This window comes from Bacillus infantis, assembly GCF_050107595.1.
GTDB lineage: Bacteria > Bacillota > Bacilli > Bacillales > Cytobacillaceae > Bacillus_AB > Bacillus_AB infantis_C.
In genome coordinates this window covers 65870-86403 of sequence record NZ_JBNILH010000015.1, presented here as the reverse complement: position 1 = coordinate 86403, position 20534 = coordinate 65870, and the positions used below count along the sequence as shown (strand labels likewise).

Annotated in this window: 22 protein-coding genes and 2 other annotated features; of the genes, 2 read left to right on the top strand and 20 right to left on the bottom strand. The window is 43.9% G+C overall.

Going from position 1 to position 20534, the window contains the following annotated elements:
* Positions 1-239: 239 nt before the first annotated feature.
* The 10 genes from ACQCVH_RS23555 to ACQCVH_RS23510 form a co-directional block, all read right to left on the bottom strand.
* A complete protein-coding gene (locus ACQCVH_RS23555; RefSeq protein ID WP_426838033.1) occupies positions 240-725 on the bottom strand; it encodes a GNAT family N-acetyltransferase in 486 nt (161 codons plus the stop codon).
* A gap of 138 nt (positions 726-863) precedes the next feature.
* Positions 864-1349, bottom strand: coding sequence for a GNAT family N-acetyltransferase (locus ACQCVH_RS23550; RefSeq protein WP_426838032.1), 486 nt, complete (start codon positions 1347-1349; stop codon positions 864-866).
* Between the two features lie 84 nt (positions 1350-1433).
* Entirely contained in the window at positions 1434-1907 is a 474-nt protein-coding gene (locus tag ACQCVH_RS23545; protein WP_426838031.1) for an 8-oxo-dGTP diphosphatase, read from the bottom strand.
* An 87-nt stretch (positions 1908-1994) separates the two neighbouring features.
* Positions 1995-2993 (bottom strand): tryptophan--tRNA ligase, encoded by a 999-nt coding sequence (locus tag ACQCVH_RS23540; RefSeq protein WP_426838029.1) that lies wholly within the window; start codon positions 2991-2993, stop codon positions 1995-1997.
* Positions 2994-3045: 52 nt separating this feature from the next.
* Positions 3046-3289: a binding site (T-box leader), on the bottom strand.
* A 116-nt stretch (positions 3290-3405) separates the two neighbouring features.
* Positions 3406-4464: an NAD(P)/FAD-dependent oxidoreductase gene (locus ACQCVH_RS23535; protein WP_426838028.1), complete on the bottom strand. Its 1059-nt coding sequence runs from the start codon at positions 4462-4464 to the stop codon at positions 3406-3408.
* A gap of 54 nt (positions 4465-4518) precedes the next feature.
* On the bottom strand, positions 4519-5541 hold the full coding sequence (locus ACQCVH_RS23530) for an ABC transporter substrate-binding protein (RefSeq protein WP_426838027.1): 1023 nt from the start codon (positions 5539-5541) through the stop codon (positions 4519-4521).
* 14 nt (positions 5542-5555) lie between these two features.
* On the bottom strand, positions 5556-6317 hold the full coding sequence (locus tag ACQCVH_RS23525; protein WP_426838025.1) for an ABC transporter ATP-binding protein: 762 nt from the start codon (positions 6315-6317) through the stop codon (positions 5556-5558).
* A 3-nt stretch (positions 6318-6320) separates the two neighbouring features.
* Complete coding sequence (locus ACQCVH_RS23520) at positions 6321-7391, bottom strand: FecCD family ABC transporter permease (protein WP_426838023.1); 1071 nt, start codon at positions 7389-7391, stop codon at positions 6321-6323.
* A 207-nt stretch (positions 7392-7598) separates the two neighbouring features.
* Positions 7599-8057 carry a DinB family protein gene (locus ACQCVH_RS23515; RefSeq protein WP_426838021.1) on the bottom strand — a complete coding sequence of 153 codons (459 nt, stop codon included), beginning with the start codon at positions 8055-8057 and terminating at the stop codon, positions 7599-7601.
* A 113-nt stretch (positions 8058-8170) separates the two neighbouring features.
* Positions 8171-8941 (bottom strand): TerC family protein, encoded by a 771-nt coding sequence (locus tag ACQCVH_RS23510; RefSeq protein WP_426838020.1) that lies wholly within the window; start codon positions 8939-8941, stop codon positions 8171-8173.
* Positions 8942-9229: 288 nt separating this feature from the next.
* Between ACQCVH_RS23510 and ACQCVH_RS23505 the strand changes: the two genes are divergently transcribed.
* Positions 9230-10021, top strand: a complete 792-nt coding sequence (locus ACQCVH_RS23505; protein WP_426838019.1) for a metal-binding protein ZinT — start codon at positions 9230-9232, stop codon at positions 10019-10021.
* Between the two features lie 252 nt (positions 10022-10273).
* On the opposite strand, the gene ACQCVH_RS23500 is transcribed toward ACQCVH_RS23505, so the two are convergent.
* The 10 genes from ACQCVH_RS23500 to asnS all read right to left on the bottom strand — a co-directional run bounded on the left by ACQCVH_RS23500 (position 10274) and on the right by asnS (position 19411).
* Entirely contained in the window at positions 10274-11185 is a 912-nt protein-coding gene (locus tag ACQCVH_RS23500) for a gluzincin family metallopeptidase (protein ID WP_426838018.1), read from the bottom strand.
* Positions 11175-11549, bottom strand: coding sequence for a hypothetical protein (locus ACQCVH_RS23495; RefSeq protein ID WP_426838017.1), 375 nt, complete (start codon positions 11547-11549; stop codon positions 11175-11177). The genes ACQCVH_RS23500 and ACQCVH_RS23495 overlap by 11 nt, the downstream gene beginning before the upstream one ends.
* Before the next feature lie 27 nt (positions 11550-11576).
* Positions 11577-11777, bottom strand: a complete 201-nt coding sequence (locus tag ACQCVH_RS23490; protein WP_426838016.1) for a hypothetical protein — start codon at positions 11775-11777, stop codon at positions 11577-11579.
* Positions 11778-12105: 328 nt separating this feature from the next.
* Complete coding sequence (locus ACQCVH_RS23485) at positions 12106-12501, bottom strand: VOC family protein (RefSeq protein WP_426838038.1); 396 nt, start codon at positions 12499-12501, stop codon at positions 12106-12108.
* A gap of 112 nt (positions 12502-12613) precedes the next feature.
* Positions 12614-13486 (bottom strand): YitT family protein, encoded by an 873-nt coding sequence (locus ACQCVH_RS23480; RefSeq protein ID WP_426838015.1) that lies wholly within the window; start codon positions 13484-13486, stop codon positions 12614-12616.
* Positions 13487-13829: 343 nt separating this feature from the next.
* Positions 13830-14804, bottom strand: a complete 975-nt coding sequence (locus ACQCVH_RS23475; RefSeq protein ID WP_426838014.1) for a GGDEF domain-containing protein — start codon at positions 14802-14804, stop codon at positions 13830-13832.
* 26 nt (positions 14805-14830) lie between these two features.
* Complete coding sequence (locus ACQCVH_RS23470) at positions 14831-15559, bottom strand: EAL domain-containing protein (RefSeq protein WP_426838036.1); 729 nt, start codon at positions 15557-15559, stop codon at positions 14831-14833.
* A 209-nt stretch (positions 15560-15768) separates the two neighbouring features.
* Positions 15769-16749, bottom strand: a complete 981-nt coding sequence (locus ACQCVH_RS23465) for a Gfo/Idh/MocA family protein (RefSeq protein ID WP_426838013.1) — start codon at positions 16747-16749, stop codon at positions 15769-15771.
* A 209-nt stretch (positions 16750-16958) separates the two neighbouring features.
* Positions 16959-17855: a DMT family transporter gene (locus ACQCVH_RS23460; protein WP_426838012.1), complete on the bottom strand. Its 897-nt coding sequence runs from the start codon at positions 17853-17855 to the stop codon at positions 16959-16961.
* Between the two features lie 164 nt (positions 17856-18019).
* A complete protein-coding gene (gene asnS / locus ACQCVH_RS23455; RefSeq protein ID WP_426838011.1) occupies positions 18020-19411 on the bottom strand; it encodes an asparagine--tRNA ligase in 1392 nt (463 codons plus the stop codon).
* A gap of 51 nt (positions 19412-19462) precedes the next feature.
* Positions 19463-19691, bottom strand: a binding site (T-box leader).
* Positions 19692-20060: 369 nt separating this feature from the next.
* Here asnS and ACQCVH_RS23450 point away from each other — a divergent pair.
* On the top strand, positions 20061-20492 hold the full coding sequence (locus ACQCVH_RS23450) for a hypothetical protein (RefSeq protein ID WP_426838009.1): 432 nt from the start codon (positions 20061-20063) through the stop codon (positions 20490-20492).
* Positions 20493-20534 lie beyond the last annotated feature (42 nt).

Genomic DNA, 20534 nt, shown 5'->3' with positions numbered 1-20534 from the left:
TGAGAAGTAATTTGAGCAATCTTCTTATTCTGGTTATAATTCATTTTAGTGCCTCCTGGTATTTGAGTTATAGTCCTTTTTGCTTGCCGGCTACAGGACTCTCTCATTCTACCAAGAGGTTATTTTTGTGTTCAAACCCCATTTTCCTTCATTACAGGAATGCTGCCCCATAGGTTAATTAAGAACGATTCGCTTCTTATCCTCACTGAATCTTTAAATCCTGCGATTGCTTCGCTACCTTATAAAGATGGGAACAAAAGTTTTTGCATGCGGATTCTTGGAACAGTACCTTCCTCTTCTATCCCCAGAGAGTTAAAGCCCTGTTTTTTATAAAACCTTATCGCTCTCCTGTTTGTAGCTGATACCCTTAATTGATATTCATTGATATTGTTTTCTTGAAAAAAAAGTTCCGCATACTCAATTAATTGAGATCCATAACCTAAACCACGATATTCTGGTATTAAGTAGAATAGGTTAACATAACCAATCTTTTTATTATCAATATCCTTAATTTGCATTTCAACCTGTCCGACTGGTTTATCATCATTTTCCACAAGAACAATACCACCTGGAAATATAAGAAGCCTATTTTCAACCTTTTTCAGGTAACTTTCATTATCGCCGAATAAATTGTCGTCCCCAAAACTGATAACATAAGAATCTCTTCGAAATTTAATTATTGTTTCTGTATCTCTTAATAGGTCAATGCTGCGAAAGGAAAGCAAAGTTAATTCCACCCCTTTAAGAAAGCTACTTTTTTAATCAACAAAATTTAGTCTACCCTTGTAAAATAAGCCTGTCCCTTTCATATAATAAGAAAAGCTGCCTCATTTGGGGACTGCAGCTTAATCTCCCGTTAGCAATTAAACTATTTTTACCATTCTTACTTGATTTAAGATATATCCATCAAACTCTTTTTCATATCCTTTAACTATTTCAAACCCTTTAGCTTTATAAAAGTACATGCCAATCTTATTATCTTTTTCAACATTTATATAAATTTCTTTTATACCTTCTAATTCCTTAACCGCTTGTTGTATCAAAGCGGTACCAATCCCTCTGCCCTGAAATTCCGGATAAAGATAGATAGCCGCCAGTTCTACCTTTCCGCCATCCCTTACTGTGGAATAGTTTGCAAAACCGACTACTTTCCCCTCAACCTCTGCAACATAAACAATAGAACGTTCTATACGTTGTTTCATACTTTCATCACTGTAATTTAACTTAATGAAATTATTTTGTACTTCTAAGGGGATTATGCCCTCATATGTGGCATTCCAAGTTGTTTTTGCTATACTTTGAACTTGCTTTGTATCTTCATAGCGCATCTTGCGGATGGTGATATTCATCTTAAGCCCCCCTTTAATATGCCACCGGGACAGACCCCATGGCCCAGTCTCAAAATGAGCCAAGGGACCCGTCCCCCTGGTTCCTCAGGTTCTCTTCATACTAATTGCCCCTGGCCCATTGTCCTCCTCATCCCAAACCGTCTGAATCTCAAATGTCCCGGGCTCAAAAAACAAATCAAATCTCATCTTGATATCTTCCTGCATCGGCAGATTTTTCGCATCCTCGATGCTGATCCAATGCAGCTGCCCTTCCGGCGGATTCTCCAGCAGTTCGCCCTCAAAATCCTTCGTCCAGTAATTCATCATCATATACCGTTCATTTTTCGCCGGATTCACAAACTCCGAAATCCCTTTAAACACAAGATTACTCACTTCAAGACCGGTTTCTTCCCTGACTTCCCGGATTGCTCCATCAGTAAAGCTCTCGGGAAACTCCACTCGCCCGCCCGGCGGAAGAAAGCCCTTGAAGTGGTCATGCTGCCTGTCCAGCAGCAGCACTTTATCTCCATTCTGGATCATCACAACTGTCCAGATTTTATATGATATTTGATTCTCCAAAATATCTCCTCATTTCGTGCCACGGGGACAGGTCCCGTGGCCCAGCCTTAAAAAGAGCCAAGGGACCTGTCCCCCTGGTTCAAATAGTTATACAGTGAACCCTATTTTCCTCTTTATTGCTTTTAAAAACGGTGCACTTACAGCCCTGGCTTTTTCGGCTCCCTCCTGTAAAATTTTATCAACCGTTTCCGGTGAGGCCATTAGTTCCTTATATTTCTCCCGCGGCTCCTCCATGAAGCTATTCATTGCTTGGAACAGCTCCTTTTTTACCTCGCCCCAGCCGATGCCTTTCTGATATGCTGCTCTCATACTTTCCACTTCAACTTCAGAAGCGAATTCTTTATACAGCATAAATAACACGGAAGATTGCGGATCCTTCGGCGCCTCTGGCGGCAAAGAATCTGTTTTGATTTTATTGATGAGTTTCTGCAGTTTTCCTGGTTCTTCAAAAAGAGGGATCGTATTGTTGTAGCTTTTGCTCATTTTCCTGCCATCCAAGCCAGGCAGCACTGCCGTATCTTTTTCGATTTTGTATTCTGGCCGCAGGAATGTTTCGCCATAATGATGATTAAAGCTATCCGCGATATCCCTGGCAATTTCAATATGCTGGATTTGATCCTTCCCAACAGGAACAACCTCTGTTTTGAACATCAAAATATCTGCAGCCATTAGGACCGGATAGTTGAACAAACCCATGTTCACACCGAAGTCGGCATCCTTTTCAGCGCTCTTATTGCCTTCAACAGCGGCTTTATAGGCGTGGGCACGGTTCATAAGCCCTTTGGATGCAAAACAGCTTAATATCCAGCTCAGCTCAAAGATTTCAGGAATGTCTGATTGCCGGTAAAAAATCACCTTGTCAGGATCCAGTCCCAATGCCAGCCATGTTGCAGCAATCCCATATGATAACTGGTTGAATTCCGCCCCATCATGGATTTTGGTCAGGCCATGATAGTCAGCGACAAAATAAGCCGCCCTGTATTCTCCTGAATCAGCCAGCTCCAATGCGGGCTTAATCGCCCCGATATAATTCCCTAAATGAATCTGTCCTGTAGGCTTTATCCCTGTTAAAATCGTTTTTGCCATAATGCCTCCCCTAGTTCAAAATCGGATGAAATACAAAAAGGGCTACCCCTCCAAAAAGGACGAGTAACCCGTGGTGCCACCTTCATTCGTTCACAATAAGTAAACGCACTTATCCATACTGAAACAACAGTTTCAATACTTAGCCTCTTGTAACGGTAAGGCGCTCCGCCGGACCTACTAGCAGTTCAGCCCGGAAGCTCAGAAGCCCATTCAGCATTCTTCCTGTACTGATTCTCACCCAACATCAGCTCTCTGCCACACTCTTAATGCCTAATATTCTTCATCATCGCTCTCCAATCATTAAAATTAATTGTAAAATATGGATATTGGGAGGTCAAGACTTTATTTTGAGCCAGGGGGACAGACCCCTTGGCCCAGCCACAAAAAGAGCCAAGGGGTCTGTCCCCCTGGCTTACTTAATCAATTGGGCTACAAGACTGCGGTTGCGGTTTCTGAAAATATCATTATGCGAGGAGACCACGCCATAACCGGCGGCGTCCGGCTGGATAAATTGCTTTGCTTTATTGACGGCATTGACGGCATTGACGGCATCCTGGAAAGCCCCGGCTATCAGATGTACCTTTCCGTCATATCCAAGAATATCACCGGCGGCATACAGACCCGGAACAGAAGTTTCACTGTAAGAATTTCCTGCTATATAATATTCATTGGCCATCTCAATTGGCAGATCGCTTTCTTCCAGCAGCTTCTTTTCACGGATGAAACCATGATTTACTACCACTTCATCCACATCAACAAGTGAAACTTCTCCTGTTAAGAGGTTCTTCAATTCTACCTGTCTAATGGCATTACGATTAGAATCGGCGGCAAGCCTGGTAATCTCAGTATGAAAGAAGCATTCCACAGAGCTATTTAAGAGCTGTGACACTTGCGCTTCGTGAGCATTAAAACTATTTTTTCGATACGTAACATATACCTTCTTAGCGATCGGTTCAAGCTCATTCGCCCAGTCGACTGCTGTGTGTCCGCCGCCTGAAATGAGCACCGTTTTGTCTTTAAATCTTTTTAAAGATTTAATTGTATAATTTAAATTAACAATTTCATATTTCTCTGCCCCATCCAGCTCCAGTTTTTGAGGGTTTAATATCCCGCCGCCAATTGCAATAATGATTGTCTTGGAAAAGTGCTTTTCACCAGATTCAGTCTCAAGGACGAAATGTGCATCTTCCATTTTTGAAATTGAAATAACCTTTTCCCCTAAAACGACCTCCGGATTGAATGTCATGGCCTGCCCAATCATCTGCTCTATTAACTTTTCTCCAGAAACCGGCGGCATTCCTCCGATATCCCATATCATTTTTTCAGGATAGACATGCACTTTCCCGCCTAATCGTTCCTGATATTCAATGACCTTTACCTTCATTTCCCGCAAGCCGCTGTAAAAAGTGGAAAATAACCCCGCAGGTCCTCCGCCGATAATCGTTACATCATAGAGTTCATTAGAGTCCATATATGCCTCTCCCTTCTATGTTTCCTGAATGAGATGTGTTATCCTCTGTTTCCATCACTTGAATAAATCCTGATACATCTCTTTTGCCAGCAGCTCCATCCCATCAATGGAATTATAGCCGTAGCCAAACATATAATTGTAATCCACCGCATATATTTGCTTGTTTTTAATGGCTTTCATGCTTGATAGCTTTGGATTGTTATAAATGCCTTCTTTTACCTTTTCAGCATTGCCAGGATCTTTATCTGCCCACGTCGGAATGATCAATACATCCGGGTCTGCCTCTATCAGCATTTCAATGCTGACTTCTCCTGACTCCTCTTTAAACACATTGTCCAGTTTGATCATATTAAAAACATCATTAAAGAAAGATTCCTGGTTGGCTGCATACACACTCAGTTCATTAGGATCAGTTGTATGCAGGTAGGCAAAGGTTTTTTCTTCATTAATTTCTGCCAGGCTGGAAGCAATCTTGTCTTCTTTCTCCTTCAGCTTTTCTATGAAGCTTTCGGCTTTATCCTGAACATTAAAGATTTTGCCTAAGTTTTCGATATCTTTATAAATTGAATCATAGGTTGCCCCGGTAACTGACGATTCAAGCACGTATGTATGGATGCCCATCTCGTTAAGCGAATCAACAGTCCCGACACCCCAGTCAGCATTATCAAACAAACCGCCCCGGCCATAGACCAAGTCAGGATCGGTCCCTAAAGTAACCTCTTTGCCAACATACGTGTCGCTCAATATATTCAATTCAGCATACTCTGCTTCTACCTCTTTATCCGGCGCGCCAAAACTCGCACCGACAGCAGCAATTTTGTCCTTTAAGCCCAGATGCAGGAGAAGCTCCGCCGCCGGCCTCGTATTTGCCATGACCCGTTCAGGCGCCTTATCAAATACTTGATCTTTCTTTTCCCAGGTGGTCCCTCCCTCTGCCTTCGTAACATTTTGCACAGTGAGCGGATAGTGCTTTTCCTTTTGCGGTTCCTCTGCAGAGCTGGTTTTAGCCGTTCCCCCGCAGGCTGTCAGCGTCATCATGGCCGCCAGTCCCAATCCAAGCAACAATCTCTTTTTCATTTTTAGTTTCCTCCTTATATTCCGTATGCGAAACCCAATCCGTTTGTAATCGGATTGATATAGGTTTGGCATTTTATTTGATAGAGTGCTTCAATCGTTTCTGGCGTCAGCACCTCTGCCGGGGTGCCATGCGCATATACTTCTCCCTCTTTGATGGCATACAGATAATCACAATAATGCGCTGCCATCTCCAGATCATGCAGTGCGGCCAGCACGCCGATATTCAGTTCCTTTACACAGTTCAGAATTTCAATCTGGTACCGGATATCCAAATGATTCGTAGGTTCGTCCAGAATCATGAATCTTGGCTGCTGTGCAATTGTTCTCGCCAGTATGACCCGCTGCTTTTCGCCGCCTGATAAAGATAAATAGCTGCGATATTTGTAGCCAGTTAAATTCGTACGCCTTAAAGCCTCTTCAACAATTTCATAATCCGGCTGCTTATCTGATTCCAGCATTTTTTTATGCGGAGTTCTCCCCAGCATGACCATTTGCAGTACAGTCAGGTCAAAGTTCATTTCATTGAACTGGCTCACCACACCCATCTGCTGGGAAATCTTTTTCTGGGGCGTTTTTAATACATTCAAATCATCGAGCATGATGGATCCTGTGTGAGGAATGAGGCTTTTATAAATGCTTTTCAGCAGCGTTGATTTGCCGCATCCATTTGGGCCGATCAGGCCTACAAACTGCTGCTTTTTGACTTGAATGGAGATATTTTTAACAACTTCTTTCTTGCCGATTCTTGCAGACATTTCCTTAACAGCCAATTCCATATCCTACCCTCCAAAGTTGTAGCCTTTTTTGACAATCATATAAACGAAAAGGGGCGACCCGATGACAGAAGTAATAATTCCAATGGGCAGCTCTACGTTATGTATCAGTATTCTGGAAAGGATATCAGCCCATATTAGGAATAGTCCCCCAACAAGGAATGTCCCCAGCATCAGCCGCTTATGGTCAGCGCCAAAGATCCCTCGGCAGATATGGGGAATAATAAGCCCTACAAACCCAATCATTCCTGCATAGGCAACCAATGTTCCAGTAATAAGGGCAGTGGCAATCATATACAGCTTCCGGTAGCCGCTTAAGTTAATGCCCAATGTAATGGCAGCATCATCGCCCAGCAGCATAGTATTCAAGACCCGGTGCTGAAAAAGGAACAGGATGCATCCGGCAAGAATGACTGCTGCCATGATCGGTATCTTCGTCCAGCTTGATGAAGCCAGGCTGCCCATTGACCAAAAGGTAACAGTCTTGATTCCTTCAGCATCGTTGGCAAAGTAGATGATGAGACTGGAAAATGAACCGCATAAAGCCCCAATCACCACCCCTGAAAGTACGAGTTTCACCGCAGTTGCCTTACCGCCTATGCTTGATAATACCAAGACGCCTGCAGTCGTAACCATCGCACCGGCGAAAGCGCTGAATGCCACTCCAAATTGAGATAAAAATGTACCGCTTCCAAATCCAATGAGTATGGCAAATGTCGCACCGAGAGAAGCCCCGGATGAAATCCCCAGGATATAAGGATCTGCCAGCGGGTTTTGAACAACTGCCTGCATGACTGCTCCGCACAGCGATAGCCCTATCCCGATAAGAAGCGCAAATATAACCCGTGGCATCCTGACCTGCAAAATAATATTTAAATAAGACTCGCTGTCAATATTAGCTAATGATCCCAGTTTCCCATTGCTCAGCGCATGCAGTACTATGTCCATCGATTGGCTGAAGGGAATACTAACCTGGCCAACCGACACAGAATACACTGCTGAAAGCACAATGGCGCACAGCAATACAAAGATAATCGGAATATAAAAATTCTGATGCCAAACTCTGTCTGTACTCATATTGCTAATGTTTTCACCTCCATCTTTACAAATAAACAAGAATGATAATCATTATTAATGATAATGATTATCATTCTTGTTTATTCTAAGTTATCAGGAAAATAAATACAACAACTATTTAGAAAAAGATGACAATTTAAGAGCCAGGGGGTCAGGTCCCGTGGCCCAGCTACAAAAAAAAAGAGCCAAGGGACCTGTCCCCTTGGCTCAAAGCCACTTCCGACTATCCATAATTGCCTGCAGATGCATGCCTTCATGAAAAACCGTCCGGATCAGTACCTGTTCAATCGTCCGCATTCCCATCTCTGTTGGCGGATACTCTTCTTCAAGGCGGTGGCCATAGGCCTCCTTCATGGCCGATGGCTGCTGTCTCAGCAGGTCTTTAAGTTCATTAAATGCAGGCGTTTCTTCAGTAAAATCAGCTGGTGTTGAGCCATAGCCGAACCAGGTGCGGAATGCTTCCAGCACCGGTGTTTTTTCCTTCGTCAGCGCTTCAATCCATAAATATTGGTCCAGATAAATATGCCCCATATTCCATCTGATATTATTTCGGAAGTTATCGGGAACCACCTCGGCCTGCTCGGCACTCACTCCCTCTAATACAAACAGAATCTCATCCCGATAAGCCTGCAGCTGGTTAAAAAGAATTTCATGGCGCTCTTTCAATGTGTATATCTCCTTTTTATATGGTTAACCATAAATTCCACCAAAAAGAGCCACAGGGACAGACCCCATGGCCCAAACACAAAAAGAGCCAGGGGACCTGTCCCCTTGGCTCTTTATAATGTTTCATTATCCGATTTTTTTTGCGGTGCAAACCATCCAATAAGGGCAATTGCTATGAGCACTCCGTAGAAGACTAGTGTCCAGCCTGTGCTATGCGGAAAATGGTGGTCTAGGACGCCGATATCTTCATGCGCCAGCGTTATGACAGCAAGCTTGACTCCGACCCACGCTACAATGGCATAGGCGGTTGTTTCAAGAGCCGGACGTTTCGCAAGCAGCTGTACAAACCATGTTGCAGCGAACTTGATAAGAACTAAGCCCGCGATTCCACCAAGGACTACGACAATGAATTGCCCGCCGTCCATGCCGCCGAAATCATCGAGCGGTGAATCCGGCAGTCCAAGGGCAAGCGCGACTGCAGCAAGGATCGAGTCAATTGCAAACGCCAAATCGGCTAATGCGATTTTCCCCACCGTCGGCCAAAATCCCTTGCCGCGGGACTCTTCTTTTAGATCATCGCGGTTATGTTCGTTGTCTTTACCAAACTTCGCTTTGATCACATGCTTCAATCCCAGGTATAGCAGGTAAGCCGCCCCAATTGCCTGTATCTGCCACACATTGGCAATAAACGAAATGGCAAAAAGCGCGATAAACCGAAAGGCAAATGCCATAATAATTCCGTAATTGATAGCTCTTTTCTTCTGATCCTCAGGCAAATGCTTCGCAATGACAGCCAGCACAAGCGCATTGTCCGCAGAAAGCAGGCCCTCCAATCCAATCAATATCAGTAATGCCCATGCATATTCAAGCCATATGCCCTCCATAAAAACACTCCTCTCAACAACAATACATTTCCTGTAGATTTCCCTGATAAGACAGGTTATAACCATCTTTAATAATTTTCTTTTATAATAATCCCCTCAACGTATACAATAATTCCATTTTATAACACATAATGTTGTCTTTAGTATTATTTTTTTAACTTTTTGAAGATAAATCAAAATAATTACGTTTTACATTGACACATATTTTCGCTCATAGTATATTCAGTAAGGTATAAATAGTAATTATTACGATTTATACAATACATAATGATCGGAGCGATTATATTTATGAACAAAAAGCTTACCAGTTCTATTTTTTTCCTCTTCTTAATAGGCATCATCCTTGCAGGCTGCCAGGAAAAGAGCGGTGCACCTGCTAAAGAGGCGGCATCCGAGGAATCCGTAGAAAACGCCGAAGAAGAATCCACTGAAAGTGCCGAAGAAAGCCATGATCATGATCATGAACATGACCATGAAGACGAGGAAGATCATGGGCACGACCACGAGCATGACCACAGCCACGGCTCAGAAGAAGAACAACAAATCTATTCAGGGATATTTGAAGATGATCAAGTCGAAGACCGTCCCTTATCTGACTGGGAAGGCGACTGGCAGTCTGTTTATCCTTATCTGCTGGACGGAACGCTGGATGAGGTTTTTGAACACAAAGCTGAAACAAAAAAGGATAAATCCGCTGAGGAATATAAAGCTTATTATAAAACCGGTTATGAAACAGACGTTGAACGAATTGTCATCAAAGATAACAAGATGACATTTTACCGAAATGGTGAAGCAAAAACAGGAGAATATGAATATCATGGCTACGAAATCCTGAACTATGAAGCCGGCAACCGGGGCGTCCGCTTTCTATTCGATCTGGCAGGAGAAGACACAGATGGCCTGCCAAAGCATGTCCAATTCAGCGATCACAGCATCTACCCGACAAAAGCCCATCATTACCACATATATTTCGGGGATGAAGCACATGCAGACCTTCTGAAGGAACTGGAGCATTGGCCAACCTATTATTTCTCTGACTTGAGCGGTGACGAAATAGCGCATGAAATGACTGCCCATTAATAAATAAGAGCTGAGAGTATAGATATTGCCTTTTTACGGTGATTTGTACTCTCAGTTTTGTTTTCAATGAACGGCCCGGCTGTGGCGAGCTGTTTCACTTCCTGAAAAAGAACATTCTGCTCATTCCACAGCTTTTTTCAATTAATCTGCAGTTTTATTCAATTAATCTGTTCATTATTTTAATCATTTCACAGATTTTTTCAATCAATTCCGCTGGTTTTCTACCAACTGGCCTGAAGGCTGACCGACTGCTTACCCACCTAATAAACGCTCTTTATTCTCATCCAAATGTTTCATAACTCCTTGAACACCAGTGTCATAGCTTCCCACCGCTTCTTCGTCCGGTAAAGGATCGCTCTGCAAAAATTGCTTCCATTCCCCTTCCAACTGCTCCAGGGATTTTCCATATACGTACCGGACCGTTGTAGTAAGGTCGGGATCACCGTGAATTTCTAAGAACTTTTCCAATCCATACTCATCTATCAGATACCTTGTAAACGAAGCGGATTCTATGTAAGCCAGCCATCTGAGGGAAGATGAGTCTTTATCAAAATTTATATAGGAGAAGAATCTGTCATCCTGCAGCAGGGTTTCAAGAGGCAGCATGATCTCTTTTGACATTAAATGCTTCGTAATTTCATGTGTATCTTCCTGATAATTAGGATTCACACTTCTTTCCGAATAGGTATCCTGCATATAAATCGCCAGTCCCTCTTGTGTGACTTGTCCTTTTTCATCCTTAAAGAGTGCATGGGTCATTTCATGAATGAGAGGATAATTTCCTTCTGAAACATAATAAAGATTAATGGTACCGCCGTTATGGAAGCTGACCTTTTGCTCATTATGCAAATTCAAATAAATCTTGGAGGGGGGAGAAATCGGTATTTTTTCTTTTTGCAGCGCTCCATAAAAGCCGACGATTTCTTCTTTGATCTCCTTTAGCGTACCTGCAGAAAACTCCCCTTTATTCTGCACAACAAATTCAACTTTTCCATCTTCCGTTTCGAAGTTAGTCCATTCATCTTTTTGAGGCTCAGCTCTTTCGGTTATCCCGGCATCAATATCAGTATTTGTACAGCCGATAAGAAGCCCAAATAGAAAAAAGACAGCCGTGGCGGCCTTTAGCCTTCTGCCCGCTTTCCCCTTCCTGCCATTAGTACTCATCAGCAAACACCCCTTTCATCTCTTCCGGCACCATCACTATATCCTGTATTTCATACCGATCATCAGGAGTTAGATACAAGAGCACCATTTCTCCATTCTCAAACCTTAATAGCTCATATGTCTGAAAGCTTGTACCGGCTCCCGTTATATCATGGATCTGTTTCAGCAGGTCTTCCGATATATGCGCGTCCCTTCCTTCAGCCAAAAGCGTTCTCGCAAGTTCATAGTTCTCTGTTCTAACCGCTTCCCGGAACGACAGCCCGACTCCAGCAGGATCTGGTTCTGTCACTTCTTTATACACAAAATAGCCTAATCCTATATTCAGAAAAATAGATACCATGATAAGAATATTTTTGACCCGCATCAATTCTCTCCCTTCGCACAAACCATTTTAGTAACCAAAATAGTTCAAAATGTATCGCAGCACTGGCAGCAGCATAAGAATCATGATGCTTTGGAAAAAAGAAGACAGGATATCCTTTTTCCAAGTGTTCTTTTCCGGATAGCGGTTGGCTACCCGCTGATACAGGAGAAGAAATGGCCACCAGAAAAATAAGGCTGTCACTGCCGTTTGTATATCCTTATAAAACATCTCCTGCCTCCCCCTTTGCTAAAAAATCCTTAGCCATTTATACGAGCAAAAAGGAAAAAAGTTCCTTTTGTTCAAACAAAATAAAAAAGCATCTCCCATACAAGGAAATGCCCAAGTCCTTATTTCTTTTTGCGCTTATCTTTTCTGCCAAAGGCCCAATCCAAGAAAACATATACAGCCACAAACACAGCACCTTGAAGAATATTAAATAAAAGTTCAATTTCCTTTTTTGTGAGAAAGTCATACAAAATAAACCAAGTTGTCAGGATCAAAAATAGTACTATATAAAAATTCTTCCTTGATTTACGCAGAAATTTCAGCACTTGCCCTATTTCGCACCCTTATCCGGCTGATGAATCCCAAAGATATTGCCTTCTGTATCCACATAATAACCCTGCCACGCCATCCCCGGCAGAGCATATTTCGGCAATGCAACCTTTCCGCCGTACTCAATGATTTTTGCTTCCGTACTATCATAATCAGTTACACCCAGGGTACAGGAGTAGCCGTTTACTGGCTGACCGGGTTCCGGAGGCGGAGTCTGGCGCTTGATTAATGCCCCATTGATCCCCATTGCACTGTCTTCACCTGTTACTGCCCCAAAGTATGGCATCCCCGCATATTCGCTCCAGTCCTGAAACGACCAGCCAAACACGTCCCCATAAAACTTTTTCGCACGCTCCATATCATCAACATGAATCTCAAAATGAATTAATCTTCCCATCATAACCTCCTGGTTTTCTACATATTAATATTTACTTTCGATTAAAACTCAGCAATTCCTTCCATAAAAAATGCCTGCTCCAAAGTTTGTGCTGGAACAGGCATCTTTTCTATTAATGGATATCCTTTTTCCTGAAATTCCCGCCTTTTACTTCTGACACATCATAAACGGTAACAAAGCAATCGGGGTCAATTTCATTAATGATTTCTTTCAGCTTGGTTTCTTCCATGCGGTTGATGACACAGGTGATTTCCCTGAATTTTTCATGGGAAAAGCCTCCGTAGACTTCTTTATAAGTCGCACTGCGGCCCAGGCGGTCGCGAATGGTTTCTACCATTAAAGCCGGCTGAGAGGTGATGATTTGGAAAGTCTTAGATCCGCTCAGTCCCACCTCAACGATATGAATGACTTTGGAAGCGATAAAGTAAGCAATGGCTGACAGGATGGCTCCCTGCAGGCCAAACACGGTTGAAACAAAGATAAACACAAAGATATTTAAGAAGAGAATGATATCGCTCGTCCCGAACGGCAATTTCCGGGACAGCAGCACAGCAAGCATATCAATGCCATCCAATGCACCGCCGTTGCGCAGTGCCAGCCCCATGCCAAAACCAAGGATGATCCCCCCCACCACGGTGACAAGCAAGGTATCGCCTTCAATGATCGCCGGGGTATGGTGCATCATGCTTGTCCCTATAGCCAGGGAGGCAATTCCGATGATGGAAAGGATCGCAAACGTTTTACCAATCTGCTTATACCCAAGCCAGATAAACGGGATATTCAGGACCGCGATCAAAATCCCTAATGGAAGCTGAAATAATTGCGCCCCAACGATACTGAGGCCTGTGACACCTCCGTCAGATACATCGTTCGGAATCAATACGGTTTCCAGTCCATACGCAGCTATGATTCCCCCGAGGATGACCAGCAGCACCCTCATAGCAAACTTAAGTTTGTTCGACTTATGCTTTCTTGTTTCAGTCATAATATTTCCTGCCTTTACTCTATTATCATTTTTACAGTGTACCATATTTACAGCCTATCTCTTGTATTTGCTGTCTTTTTTAAAAAGATAAACTCACTTTGCCATTCTTTCGAAAACCCTCTGCGGGGGGGGGGTTGAGGAGTATTAGCGCAAAAATAAAGAAAAGGAGCCCCGGGTCAGGCACCTTTTATATTCATAGGTTTTTATATAAAAAGAAAATAAGGCCTCGGCCCTCCAAATTTGCAGACAGTTCAATGCTATTCCATCCATAAGGGGGGATGAAGAGCGGACAAAAATGCATCCGTTTACAATCAGGACTTTACCTTTCACAAACTGTTCCCCATTAGACCTGGCAAGGGCCCTTTTCTTCTATGGTAAGGTAAACACTCCTGCGGAATGATTTGCACCACTTTTTAAGGCGTGCGGCTTCTATGCTCAGTTCTTCAATTGTATGGAAGTTCATATTTGTATTTTGCACGACTGCAATGGATAAGCCCAGCAGCGGAATGCTTTCCTGGATTCCCATCCGGTTTACTGCCTGGATGCAGCCTTCCTTCAGCTCTTCTTCTGAGTAGAATGAACGGGCAAAATCATCAAATCTTCCGAGAATGGCCGAGCAGATATTTTGATAGTTATGATGGGGGAAAACCGCAATAAAATCATCTCCCCCGATATGTCCGATAAAGGATTGGCTGCTGATGGGACCTGCAGCCAGCTCATCTTTCAGAATCGCTGCTGTTTCCTGGATGACTTCATCGCCGATTTTGAATCCAAATGTATCATTGAAGGTTTTAAATGAGTTGATATCAATATAAAGCACAGTATATTTTTCAGAAGCAAGTGCCTTCTTGAGTGCATTTTTAATTTCGAAATTGCCTGGAAGGCCTGTGAGCGGATTTGAATAACGTGCAATGCTGATCTGTTCCTCCGCCAGCTTCATCAGCAGATTCCGGATGCTGACAATGCCGATCAGCAGGTCTTCTTTTGTTACGATCACATAATCATAAAGCTGCTCCTGTGTCCGGTCCATGGCCAGGGCGCTGGCTTCGGTAATGGGCACAGAGTGGTCGATCACAAGAGGATCCGGTATCATGACCAGTTCGACTTTCCGTTTCATGAACAGATCAAACCCGTACTGAGTGGATAATTTCTGATAGAATTTCGTCTTCGAGACCAGCCCTGCCGGCCGGCTGTCCAGGCAGACAACCACCCCTTCAATCTCCGGTGTTTCCTTAAAAATGGAATACACATATTCGCATTTTGTCGAAGGAGCTACAAACATCACTCTCTCGGCGATTTCTCCAATCGTCGCTTGCATAACGACACCTTCATTTCAATACATAATTATAGATGAGTGCTGGGCCGCCCCAGATAATATCCTTGTCCCAATGGGATGCCGGCCTGCCTGGCAATCACTAATTGCTCCGCAGTTTCAATGCCTTCAAGCGTAACCGCTGCACCCTCACTGACAAAATAAGAAGCAATCCAGGAAAGAAACTTCTGCTTTTTTGCAGATTCCTCCAGATTTTCACAAAAATAGCGGTCAAGCTTGATGATATCCGGTTCAAGCTCCAAAGCGATCCGCAAAGAAGATTGCCCTTTTCCAAGGTCATCCAGTGCAATTCTGAAGCCAAGTGACTTCAGGCTTTGGACAGCTTCCTTCAGTTTGTTTAAAGAAACAACCGATTCGGCCTCATTCAGTTCAAACGTTATCTGCTCCGGCTTTAATGATGTATTCCTCATTATGTCATCAATTTTCCATAAAAAAGCCGGCTCCAGCAATGTGGATGGGAAAATATTTACAGATAGCCTGGCAGACGCAGCAGCTGAAGTTCGATGTTCAAATGTGCTGATGCTTCGAAAAATCGAAAAAATATCCAGCTCATACAGCTTCCCATTCTGTTTTGCCAACGCAAATAATACTTCCGGATTATTGATTTTAAAGCTTCTGATCAGTCCTTCATATCCAGCAATACAGTGATCCGCCAAATCAAAAATAGGCTGGAACGCATGATAGAAATTGAACACATGGAAGTTTTGATCTTCTGTAGATTCAAACAGCATAGTTGTCATCAAAAAAATACCTTCCTAACAAAAATTCTATACTCCAAATGTACTACTTTAAAGTTAAATTCATGTAAGGTTATTGTAAAAAATCGACATATCTCTAACTTTTTACACAACAAAATAAGGAAAAGCCAAAACAAGCTTCCCCTTCATTTTTTCCTGCGCTTCCCCTCTGACCAAGTGAAGGCCGCCTGCAACCCGTTTTTCCAGAAAAGCTAAAAATCGTCCATTATTCTTACTGATCTGCCGGTCCTGGCTGATTCCACAGCAGCTGCGGCAACCTCCTGGGTCCGGCAGGCATCAAAATAGTCCGATCTAATCCCCGAAGCGTCCCCTGTCCTGATTGCATGGATAAAAGTGCGTGCTTCTAATATATACGGGCTGTCCTGATCCTTCCATTCTGTTACAATTCCGTTCTCCCTTTTTGTCAGCCCTTCCTGATCAAGCTGGAAAATCCCCTTGCTGTGAAAAAAATCGATGCCTATTTTAGAATCTCCCTCAGGCAGAATACATGTGTTTGAAATGACTGCCAATGGTCCATTCTTCATTTTCAGGGTCACCGCACCAACATCGGGTACTGTAACACCTTTATGCATATTCTCTAATACCCGGCTTCCAAAGACTGCAGATACTTCTTCAACCTCTCCAGCCGCATACCTGAGAAAATCAATGATATGAGTAGTCTGTTCAACCAGCTGCCCTCCTGATTTGGCAAAATCACGCCACCACTGGACAGGCGGCATGGAACCCATCCATTGGCCGGTCACCATCCCAAGGACCGCATCCTCCAGCTCAGTTTTTAATCTTGCTGCTGTTTCACGGTAGCGGAAATGATAGCCGACAGAAGTGATGACCGGCTTTTCCTTGAGGGCGGATAATATGATTTCAGGAGCTTCCATGCCTGTCCCGACAGGTTTTTCAACGAAGAAAGGAATCCCCCTTTTGATCAGCTGAAGTTCAATTTCTCCATGGGCAAAGGGAGGCACGCATAGATAAACGGCATCCAGGCGCTCCCCGTCAAGCATCTCCTCAACATCATCATATCCTCTCATCCCGGCAAACTTTTCTGCAAAGCCCATCGCTTTTGGAAGGCTTGTTCCGCAAACTGCCGTCAGGTTTACCTCTTCCATTTCCATCAATATCTTTGCGTGCACTTCACTGAACCAGCCTGTTCCGATTATCCCTATATTGATCATTTCAGTCCTCCTGTTATCGTGCTTGTCCTATCTGAGATTGCAGAACCCCTCCTCCGTTACAGCAAGATTAAAAGGCACTCGCCGTGCAGGAGAGATTGCCTGCATCATCAATATGTTCCTTATATACATAATGGCTGATACAGCAATTGTCTGTTAGTATCCTTATTCTATCCCCAGCTTCTTATCACCTGCTGCAACCATTTTAACCGTCACTGGCCCATAACGATAATAAACGTCCCCAGGAAGACGGCACAAGCTGTGACAATCAGTCTTAGATTGATCCTCTCTTCGCCCGCCAGCAGTATTCTGGCCAGGATAATCGTTATAATCGGCTCAATTGCTGCTATGGTGCTGACATACGATACATTGGTATAGAGCAGAGAGACAAAAAAAGAGACCTGGGCAAGCCCTGTCACAATGCCGGCTGCCACAAAATATAGATTAATCTTTCTAAAGTTCCGCGCCAATGTCAGCTTCAGCTGCTTCCTGCCCATTTCCATCAACACAAAAACAAACAGGGCAAATACGGAGCCTATCAATGAACCCAAGACTGCGTCAGAATCGTACATGATGCCTAATTTTCTCAGCCCCTGCCCAATGCCAAAGCAGATGGCGGCAGCGAGTGCCAGCATGAATCCCGATTTATCCTTTTGTTTCGGGTGATCGCTTGCAGAACGAAAGTCATATCTTGCCTGCAGAAAAAGGAAAGTAAGGATTACCAGGATGCCACTCCCGGCCAGAAGGGAAATCTGTTCTTCCAAAAATAGGACAGCCAAGATAATGGTGAATACCGGAGCAGCATTTTTCAGTGCTGCCGCCCTGGAGGAGCCTATTTTTCGAATACCTGCAAACAGCAGGGTCCTGCCCAGAAATACCGTACAAAAACCTGCCAGCATATAAAAAGAGACTCCGATCCAGCTTACTGGCCCCATCTCTTTTTCTCCGAAAAGGAACATCGATCCGTAAATCCCCGTCACGGTCAGCACACAGATGAACAGAGACAGGAAACTGCCATTATCCTGCGGTGATTTTTTCATGCCAAGCTGGATGAATATATAGTTGAAAGAATAAGCTATGGCACAGAAAACGGCTAATATGATTCCCATGCTGTCACTTCCCCCGTCCTGCGTTTAGGCTCTCAATGCTTTCAGTGTATTTCGGTTCTCAAAAATGGTTCCGGCCTCCACTGCCGGCTTACTGAAAACCAATAGAAAAAGCCTGTCCGCTATTGGCATAGCAGACAGGCTTTTTAAAATAATTTCGCTGAGAATTAAAATTCTGCATTCCCCGGAGTACGAGGGAAAGGAATAACGTCACGGATGTTCTTCATGCCTGTTAGATACATGATCAGGCGCTCAAAGCCGATTCCGAATCCGGAGTGCTTCGTTTCGCCATATTTGCGGAGCTCAAGGTACCACCAGTAGTCCTTCAGGTCCATGCCCATCTCAGTGATTCTTTGTGAAAGAAGCTCTTCTCTCTCCTCACGCTGGCTTCCGCCAATCAGCTCGCCGATTTCCGGCACGAGCAGGTCTGCAGCGGCAACTGTTTTGCCATCATCATTCGCTCTCATATAGAAAGCTTTGATATCTTTTGGATAGTCTGTAACAAAGACAGGACGCTTGTAAATGACTTCACTCAAATAACGCTCATGCTCTGTCTGCAGGTCTGCTCCCCATTCAGGCTGATATTCGAACTTCTCGCCTGATTGCTTCAACTGCTCGACTGCATCCGTGTAAGTCACGCGTGCATATTCAGTATTCAGCGCTGTATTCAGCCTTTCGATAAGAGTCTTATCGATGAAGCTGTTGAAGAATGTGATTTCCTCAGGCGCTTCGTTCAGCACATACTGAATGACATGCTTGATCATATCTTCTGCCAGATCAAGGATATCAGGCAGCTCTGCGAATGCGACTTCCGGCTCAACCATCCAGAACTCAGCCGCATGGCGTGTTGTATTGGAGTTTTCTGCCCGGAAAGTCGGCCCGAACGTATACACCTTCTGGAAGGCAAGAGCAAAAGCTTCTGCTGATAACTGCCCGCTGACTGTCAGATTGGCTTCCCCGTTGAAGAAGTCCTTGCTGAAGTCAACGTCCCCTTCATCTGTTTTAGGGACATTGTTCATGTCCATGGTTGTAACACGGAACATTTCGCCTGCACCCTCTGTGTCACTTCCTGTGATGACAGGAGTTTGAGCGTAGATGAAGCCTTTTTCCTGGAAGAAGTTATGGATCGCATAAGATGCCAAAGACCTGATCCGGAAAACCGCTGAATACGTATTGGTGCGCGGGCGAAGATGCGCTATCGTCCTCAGATATTCAAAAGAGTGCTTCTTCTTTTGAAGCGGATAATCTGAGTTTGATTTCCCCTCAATCGTAATCTGCTCGGCTTTCATTTCGAATGGCTGCTTCATGTCAGGCGTCAGAACGATAGAACCTTCTATAGAAACAGTAGAGCTGATTGCCGCTTTTGTGATCTCTTTAAAGTTCGGCAGCTCATCTCCGTAAACGACCTGGACATTTTTAAGGAAAGTGCCGTCATTGACTTCAAGGAAGCCGAAAGTCTTTGAATCGCGGGAAGTACGGACCCAGCCGGTAATACGTACTTTAGCATTCAAATGGGCTTCAGGATCTCTGTACAGCTCTTTAACAGTTGCTTTAATCATGATTGATCCTCCTAAAAAATAGTGTTCATAAAAAAAAGCCTACGTCCCCCTAAAAGGGACGAAAGGCTTTGCTTCCGCGGTACCACCCACATTGCCGCAATAGGCGGCCAGCTTATCAATTCCGGCAGATAACGTCCCGGACACGTCTAAGCCTACTCAGTGAGCCTTTTCGGTTAGAACTCAGAGGTGTTCTTCACTCATGCATCCTCACCAGGCTCACACCATCCCTGACTCGCTTTAGATTACAGCACCAGCTACTTGTCCTCATCATCGATTTCGTTTGTTTAGTTCAACACCATATATATTAATCGAAGAGGAGGATAGTTTCAACTGGGATATTGGTTGCAGGGCAGATTATTCTCTTCATTATGCATTATTGCCGATAGTTTGGCGGGTTAAACAGCATGGGGGGGCGGGTTTGAGCCAGGGGGTCAGGCCCCTTGGCTTGGTTTGAGCCAGGGGTCAGATTCCTCGGCTTAGTTTGGGCCAAGGGGTCAGGCCCCTTGGCCCTGTTTCAATTAAACAGAAATCTAATGGGTTATGTATAGATTCCAATATATCATATAGTGCTGAAATGATATGGATGATCAGCGTCACATAACTATCAAGAATGCTATAATAATAGGAAAAAGCCAAAAGGAAGCTCACAATGAAATTATTTAAAATGAAGGTTTCCACCTGGATTGAATCCCTGTATGACCAATACTTCATTAACAGTTTTACTGATCATCAGACCGCTTATTTTAAGCTTGAAGGATTTGCCGATGAACCAGAAGTTTATATCCGTTTTACTGAGGCAGGACTGGACTTTGGTTATGAGGCTGTACAATGGGATGGGCCTATTCCGGCCCCGGAGCCTGGCATTTATACCAAACATTCGTTATCCTGGAAAGCCATTCAAACCTTGAACAAAGAAGAACAGCAGGCCATCATGCTTGATTTGCTGCTTAAGACCATTAACACAAGAAAACGGCACTACCGGACGTGCCAGTTTTGCGGTGATAAGGTTGCCAAGGAGCATCGGTTTGACAGGGATACATGCCATGGCTGCGCATCACAGCAATTTGGAGTTTTATACTAGATATCCATATCAATGAAAATGTATAGTATACTATTTTTACCA

Excerpts from the sequence above, each read along its gene's own strand:
- ACQCVH_RS23480 (WP_426838015.1), bottom strand. The coding sequence starts at position 13,486 with ATGACTGAAACAAGAAAGCATAAGTCGAACAAACTTAAGTTTGCTATG.
- ACQCVH_RS23490 (WP_426838016.1), bottom strand. The coding sequence starts at position 11,777 with ATGTTTTATAAGGATATACAAACGGCAGTGACAGCCTTATTTTTCTGG.
- ACQCVH_RS23495 (WP_426838017.1), bottom strand. The coding sequence starts at position 11,549 with ATGCGGGTCAAAAATATTCTTATCATGGTATCTATTTTTCTGAATATA.
- ACQCVH_RS23540 (WP_426838029.1), bottom strand. The coding sequence starts at position 2,993 with ATGGCAAAAACGATTTTAACAGGGATAAAGCCTACAGGACAGATTCAT.
- asnS (WP_426838011.1), bottom strand. The coding sequence starts at position 19,411 with ATGATTAAAGCAACTGTTAAAGAGCTGTACAGAGATCCTGAAGCCCAT.
- ACQCVH_RS23520 (WP_426838023.1), bottom strand. The coding sequence starts at position 7,391 with ATGAGTACAGACAGAGTTTGGCATCAGAATTTTTATATTCCGATTATC.
- ACQCVH_RS23475 (WP_426838014.1), bottom strand. The coding sequence starts at position 14,804 with ATGCAAGCGACGATTGGAGAAATCGCCGAGAGAGTGATGTTTGTAGCT.
- ACQCVH_RS23535 (WP_426838028.1), bottom strand. The coding sequence starts at position 4,464 with ATGGACTCTAATGAACTCTATGATGTAACGATTATCGGCGGAGGACCT.
- ACQCVH_RS23465 (WP_426838013.1), bottom strand. The coding sequence starts at position 16,749 with ATGATCAATATAGGGATAATCGGAACAGGCTGGTTCAGTGAAGTGCAC.
- ACQCVH_RS23460 (WP_426838012.1), bottom strand. The coding sequence starts at position 17,855 with ATGGGAATCATATTAGCCGTTTTCTGTGCCATAGCTTATTCTTTCAAC.
- ACQCVH_RS23470 (WP_426838036.1), bottom strand. The coding sequence starts at position 15,559 with ATGACAACTATGCTGTTTGAATCTACAGAAGATCAAAACTTCCATGTG.
- ACQCVH_RS23525 (WP_426838025.1), bottom strand. The coding sequence starts at position 6,317 with ATGGAATTGGCTGTTAAGGAAATGTCTGCAAGAATCGGCAAGAAAGAA.
- ACQCVH_RS23530 (WP_426838027.1), bottom strand. The coding sequence starts at position 5,541 with ATGAAAAAGAGATTGTTGCTTGGATTGGGACTGGCGGCCATGATGACG.
- ACQCVH_RS23485 (WP_426838038.1), bottom strand. The coding sequence starts at position 12,501 with ATGGGAAGATTAATTCATTTTGAGATTCATGTTGATGATATGGAGCGT.
- ACQCVH_RS23510 (WP_426838020.1), bottom strand. The coding sequence starts at position 8,941 with ATGGAGGGCATATGGCTTGAATATGCATGGGCATTACTGATATTGATT.
- ACQCVH_RS23450 (WP_426838009.1), top strand. The coding sequence starts at position 20,061 with ATGAAATTATTTAAAATGAAGGTTTCCACCTGGATTGAATCCCTGTAT.
- ACQCVH_RS23505 (WP_426838019.1), top strand. The coding sequence starts at position 9,230 with ATGAACAAAAAGCTTACCAGTTCTATTTTTTTCCTCTTCTTAATAGGC.
- ACQCVH_RS23550 (WP_426838032.1), bottom strand. The coding sequence starts at position 1,349 with ATGAATATCACCATCCGCAAGATGCGCTATGAAGATACAAAGCAAGTT.
- ACQCVH_RS23500 (WP_426838018.1), bottom strand. The coding sequence starts at position 11,185 with ATGAGTACTAATGGCAGGAAGGGGAAAGCGGGCAGAAGGCTAAAGGCC.